Source organism: Oscillibacter sp. (genome assembly GCF_032060045.1).
Taxonomy (GTDB): domain Bacteria; phylum Bacillota; class Clostridia; order Oscillospirales; family Oscillospiraceae; genus Oscillibacter.
Genome location: NZ_DAMBZJ010000068.1, coordinates 1 through 5759, shown reverse-complemented (window position 1 = coordinate 5759; position 5759 = coordinate 1). Strand labels below are relative to the sequence as shown.

6 protein-coding genes are annotated in these 5759 nt (G+C 54.5%); 4 read left to right on the top strand and 2 right to left on the bottom strand.

Going from position 1 to position 5759, the window contains the following annotated elements; translation table 11 throughout:
- Positions 1–541 (top strand): CAP domain-containing protein (locus RT018_RS15505; RefSeq protein WP_312943215.1); only part of this gene is annotated, 541 nt, incomplete at its 5' end.
- A 103-nt stretch (positions 542–644) separates the two neighbouring features.
- Here the strand turns inward: RT018_RS15505 and RT018_RS15500 are convergent.
- The gene (locus RT018_RS15500; RefSeq protein ID WP_312943214.1) at positions 645–1316 is read right to left on the bottom strand and encodes a hypothetical protein; all 672 of its coding nucleotides are present in this window, start codon (positions 1314–1316) and stop codon (positions 645–647) included.
- Between the two features lie 28 nt (positions 1317–1344).
- Entirely contained in the window at positions 1345–1917 is a 573-nt protein-coding gene (locus RT018_RS15495; RefSeq protein WP_312943213.1) for a GNAT family acetyltransferase, read from the bottom strand.
- A gap of 423 nt (positions 1918–2340) precedes the next feature.
- Between RT018_RS15495 and RT018_RS15490 the strand changes: the two genes are divergently transcribed.
- The 3 genes from RT018_RS15490 to RT018_RS15480 form a co-directional block, all read left to right on the top strand.
- The gene (locus RT018_RS15490; RefSeq protein WP_312943212.1) at positions 2341–3363 is read left to right on the top strand and encodes a G5 domain-containing protein; all 1023 of its coding nucleotides are present in this window, start codon (positions 2341–2343) and stop codon (positions 3361–3363) included.
- 392 nt (positions 3364–3755) lie between these two features.
- Positions 3756–5132: a polysaccharide deacetylase family protein gene (locus RT018_RS15485; protein ID WP_312943211.1), complete on the top strand. Its 1377-nt coding sequence runs from the start codon at positions 3756–3758 to the stop codon at positions 5130–5132.
- A 98-nt stretch (positions 5133–5230) separates the two neighbouring features.
- A partial coding sequence (locus RT018_RS15480; protein ID WP_312943210.1) for a polymer-forming cytoskeletal protein occupies positions 5231–5759 on the top strand: 529 nt, incomplete at its 3' end.

The window sequence follows — 5759 nt, the reverse complement described above, 5'->3', positions numbered from 1 at the left end:
CGATTGCGACAAGACGGGCAATTGCACCACCACTTGTGATAAGACCGGCGACTGTACTCAGTCCACCGGAAATAACCAGACGCCTCCCACCGACAACGGTCAGTCTGGTCAGAACGGCTCTTCCAATCAGGGCGGTTCCAGCTCTTCCAACAACTCTACGGCCGACAATCAGACCTTTGAGCAGCAGGTGGCCGACCTGGTCAATCAGCAGCGGGCGGCCTACGGCCTGAAGCCCCTGACGCTGAGCACCGAGCTGTCTGCAGCGGCCCGGGCCAAGTCTCAGGACATGCACGACAAAAACTACTTTGCCCATGAAAGCCCCACTTATGGCTCTCCCTTTGATATGCTGAAGACCTTTGGTATCACTTACCGCACTGCCGGTGAAAACATTGCCATGGGCTATGCCACGCCCGAGGCGGTGATGAACGCCTGGATGAACTCTTCCGGGCACAGAGCCAACATTTTGAACGCCTCTTACACCCAGATTGGCGTGGGTTATGTGGCGAACGGTAACTACTGGACGCAGGAGTTTATCGGGTAATTTTTTCAATACCCTCATAAAGAAATAAAAGAGCGTAAACGCGTTTTTCAAAAAAACCCCGGCGCGCACCAAAAACGGTACGCGCCGGGGCATAGCGCATATCTCAACTCCGCGGATGGCTGGAAAATCCCTGATCGCCGCCCACGTTGTAAAGTCCGTAGAAGGGAAGCGTTTCCCCAATGGTATCGCCATAGCCGCGGGCCCAATTAAGGTAGCTCTCTGGCAAGTCCTTTACCGGAGCACCCGGCAGATAGAACAGCAGCTCTTTGGCGTCGTCCAATCCGTAGGGCTCACTGTAAAGATACTTGATTCCGTCCCGGATTTCCTCGGTGTCGGGCTCCTTTGACAGAGTGAGGTCCTGAATCTCAACAGAATAGGTGTACTCGTCCACTTTTTTCGGTGCTGTAAAAGTTCCCGTAAACTCGGAGATGTAGCAGGTGCCGTTGGAATAATCGGTGCCCGCGCTGCCCATGTCGGAGTCTGTATACTGCCCCTGGAAAGAGCCGTTGTCCCCCACGTACAGCACTGTGCGCCACGCCCCCGCGCCGCTTCCAAACCAGAATTCCAAATCTGAAATATCCGAGAAAGAAAATTCTGCGGTCTGCGGTTCCGACTCCGTCCCTGCGGAGGAGGCGGCGACTTCCGCCCCCGAGGAAGTCGAGCCCACACTGCTGCCGCCCGGAGGAGGCGCTTCTGGCGCGCTTCCACAGCCCGATAAAAGGCTGAGAGCGAGAAGGGCTGTTGTGAAAAGTAATTGAGTTTTTCCGTGTTTCATTGTAGGTTCCGCCTTTACTGAATTGATTTTATAAGCTGTTCGTTTCCTTTGCATCCGTCTCACAAGCCATGAAATAGTAATTGTTTTGATTAAACTGAAAGGTTCCGAGCTGGGTCAGGGCAACCTTTTTGGTGTGGGCGGCATAGGAACGATGGTTAATTTGATTGATAAAGGTCACCATCACGGGGTATCGGTCTTTCATTCCGGCCAGTGACGCGTGGAAAAGTTGTGCGAACAGGCCGGTGTCGCGCACGGCTTTGTCAAGGCAGGCCGGGCCGTACTGATAGGAATTTTCCACCGACAATGTCCGTCCATTCAGCGAATACAAGGGAAGCTGCCCGATCATGTGGGTAAACAGGGGCCACTGGGCCCAAAAGTCCCAGTTGGCGGCGGTGGCATATGCCATCACGTTTCCTGCCTCATCCTTTGCAATAGTCACGCCCCGCTGCTCTGTAATAAGTGCCTCGAGCTGCGCTGGTGTAAAATTAGTGGTGACAAAACCGTCCGGACGGTCCTCCGGACGGATAAAGTCCGTATGATATGTGCGGTGTAACGCTACGATTCCGTCATAGTCCTCCATGGTTGCCTGCGAAATGCGCATGAAGCTACCTCCAAACTTTCTTATCAATCGAGATACCGAGGATAGTATAGCACACATTGTCCTACGGTGAAACAGTATTATCACCTGCCACCTTTGGCTTTTTTCCGTTGTGTCGGAGCGGTTTGCCAACAATATAACAACTCTGTTTCTTTTATTTTTTTTTGTAGATATTTTGTTACTGTTGCACCTCAACACATCCAAAACTATCCAGTCGTTTCAGGGAGTTTTTGGGCGAAAGTGGGGACGATGCTTGCTCAAACACCGCATAAACTTGACAAGGGTGGGAAAGTGGAGTATACTGAGCCCAGTTTTTCATTTGGTAACAAAAAGTTACAAAGTGTTTTTCACGAAGCGGTAAGGCGTATAAGCGTTTTCCAAATCGGGGAAAATTGGGAATGAAAACGATTCTCAGGAGGTATTGTTTTGGATTTGCAACTGCTTTCCCGCGCAAAAAGCGCGGCTGGACGGATGATCTCGCTTGTCACTGTGACGGCGCTGGTTTTGATCGTCTGTTGGTTCACCGCAGAGCGGGCTTCCGCGCTGTATATCCTCACCGACGAGGAGGACGCCACCATTGTTTTGGAGGCGGGCGCCAACGTGGCGGACTTTTCCTCTCGGATGGTGTATATTGGCACCAACGCCGCGGGCTTTGAGCTGACGCTGGCCGCGGGCTGGCCTGTGACGGTGCTTTACGACGGCGCGTCCGTCTCCACCACCTCCCGGCAGGAAACCGTTTCACAGCTCCTAGACCGGGTTCACACAGTTCCGGGACCGCTTGAAATGGTGGCCGTCGATTTGAAGGACGCGGGGCTGACACTGACGGTGTCTTCTGAGCTGACCCACTACGAGCGGGTGGCGGAGGACGACTCGTACCAGACGGTGGAGGTGGACGATTCCACGCTGGCCGCCGGAACCCGGAAGGTGGTCCGGTCTGGTGCGGATGGAATCCGCACCGCGGTGTATGAGGTGACGTATTCCGGCGGCGAGCGGGTTTCCCGCCAGCTGGTGTCGGAGGAGTCTACCGCCGTGGATGAGGTAGTTCATGTGGGCGTGGCCCCCGCCCCAGGAGGATCCGGCAATGCCGACCCGGTGGTGAATGTGGAGAAAAACGCCGACGGAAGCGGTACCCTGACCTTTGCCTCCGGCGCCGTCTCCAGCTTTTCTGCCGTCAAGTCCATGACCGCAACGGCCTATACCAGTGGTTACGGCGGGGCCGACACTTGCACCGCCACCTTTGTGCGGGTAGGCGTGGTGGCGGTTGACCGGAAGGTGATTCCGCTGGGAACGCGTCTTTATATTGTCACGGCCGACGGCAAGGTGAACTACGGTTTGGCTGTGGCTGAGGATACGGGTGTTCGCGGCAACACCGTGGACCTGTATTTTGACACGTATCAGCAGTGTATTGAGTTTGGCCGCCGTGCGGCCACAGTATATGTGCTGGACTAACGGCTCTTCAGAAGAAGCAACGCGCCCGTCTCACCAAAGTTTGGCGAGACGGGCGCGTTTCGTCCCGAAACAGGCATTTTTATCGACAAAAGACGACAAAAGTTACCATTTATTTTGGGCAAAGACTTTAAAAAAACAAAAAGCCATGTTATAATAGCTCAGAAATAAACACGAAATAGAGTTTTGTCTCGTTTATAATTCCTATCCCGCGCGAATGAAAATAGGCTGCGCCGCATCGGAGTACAGCCCGGTCAGGCGAAAAAAGCCCGCCATTGAGAGACCTTTTACGCTTGGGAGCGCAGCGGCTTTCAAAGACGGTATTATTTAAGATGTGTGTAAATTCCCAAAGCAGCGAGCCGCTTGGTGGTGCGTGGCACGGGAAGGAGGGCCGGATGAAGCAATTGGCACAGGAAGCCTTTGTCGACAGCGAGTTGGCGGAGGAGCAGTCTCACGGCAAAACCGTGCATTTTCCCGGAGAGATGAGAGCGGCGGAATGGTCCGATGACGCGGTTTTTGCGCCGATGGAGAGACTTTTTCCAGGAGCGGAAACGGAAAACGAATTGGCGGAAGAAATCGCCCCGCAGGATCAAGGGCATTTTGCTGGAAATGGCAGTATCGAAGCGGAAGGCTTGCCCGAAGCAGAAAACGATTTGACGACTAGTGATGAGTCTTTCGACGATCTACCCGAAGAGGGTGAGACGGCGGGCGACGAGCCGGAGACTGAATCTGATGAAGTGCTTCTGGGAGAAGCAGCCGGTTTCCCGGCGGATCAAATGAACGTGAAAAACGAATTGCTGGATAGAGAGCCGTATTTAGGCAGTGTCAAATTTTTCAAAAATATAATTCTGGCGGTGGTGATTGCTGCCATTGCGATTCCTTCCGTGCTGGCAGCTTCCTTCTGGAAAGATGGGCAGACGGCGCTGGCGGAGGCGGAAAAGCGAAATGAGGTCCTCAACGCGTCTTTCACCGAGCTTCAGACCCAATATGATCAGATGGCGCAGGAGAAACTTGCGCAGGAACGTATCTGGGCCGGTTCCGTGGCGGAACGGGTGGTAAAGTCGGATCCGCTTTATTATCAGGAACTGTACCCCGATTTTTACGTGACCGAGCCTCTTGGTCCGGCGGTACAGGACGACGGGACCATGTACCTCACCTTCGATGACGGTCCTTCCTCCAACACACCGTTGCTGCTGACAGTTCTGCGGAACAAGAATGTGAAGGCCACGTTTTTTGTGGTGGGCGGCGACACGGAAAAGCAGCGCCAGTGGATGAGGGACATTGTAGACGAGGGCCACACGCTTGGTATGCACAGCTATACCCACCGATATCGTGAGCTATACGCGTCGGTAGAGGCGTTTTTAGACGATTTCTACAAGCAGTTTACTGCTATCAAGGAGGCTACCGGCCAGACGCCAACTATCTTCCGATTTCCCGGCGGCAGCGTGAATACCTATAATTACCCGGTGTACCGGGAAATCGTAGCGGAGATGCTGCGCAGGGGCTTTGTGTTCTACGACTGGAATCTGTCTAGCGGAGACGCATCCTCCAATTACATATCTCCTAAGAAAATTACCTCCAATATTCTGGACAATGCTCCTGCGTTTTCCCGGGGAATCGTGCTGCTGCACGACGCACCCAGCAAGGACAGTACCGTGGAATCCCTCGCCGGAGTGATTGACGGTTTGCGGGAGCAGGGTTTTACCCTTGCTCCTCTCACCCGGGAGGTGCGCCCGATGCTGTTCAATTACACCGATTATCAGCCCAACTGAAAATGTGCGCGCATGAAAGGTGACAAACGCTGAATGGCAGAGGCAAAAAAGCCTTTGGCCGGAGCAGCGCCAGAACAGGGAAAGGAATTTGAGTGCAGATGAAAAAGGATAATTTCAGCAAGGCCATGAATGAGATGTTCGGAGTTGGTGGAGAGGGCAGAACGGAGTCTCCCTCCGCAGAGCCTGTGATGGCCACCCCGTCGGAGCCCTATGTGTCCGACGAGATGTTTGCCCCAACGGAGTCGGATGCGTCCGAGAGCGGCTTTACCGCCCCTCCCGCGCCGGAACCGATTGTGCCGGAGATGTCCGCGCCGGACCCGTTAGCCGCCGCCGTACCCTATTCCCCGGAGCCATCCTACACCAGATCGATGCCCTCCTCTGCGCCCGTTCAGAAGACCATTCTGGCAGCGGGCACAACCTTCGTGGGCAATATGACCGCGCAGGGCGATGTGGATATGGACTGCGAGTTTCAGGGCGACATCCGCGCCAATGGAACGGTGACCATCCGCACCAAGCTGGTGGGCGATCTGAGCGCGCGGGTGGTGGAACTGGTTTCCTGTGAGGTGCAGGGCGATGTGCAAGCCGACGAAAGCGTTCAAATTGACAGCAATTCCAAGGTCGTGGGCA

Excerpts from the sequence above, each read along its gene's own strand:
- RT018_RS15500 (WP_312943214.1), bottom strand. The coding sequence starts at position 1,316 with ATGAAACACGGAAAAACTCAATTACTTTTCACAACAGCCCTTCTCGCT.
- RT018_RS15495 (WP_312943213.1), bottom strand. The coding sequence starts at position 1,917 with ATGCGCATTTCGCAGGCAACCATGGAGGACTATGACGGAATCGTAGCG.
- RT018_RS15485 (WP_312943211.1), top strand. The coding sequence starts at position 3,756 with ATGAAGCAATTGGCACAGGAAGCCTTTGTCGACAGCGAGTTGGCGGAG.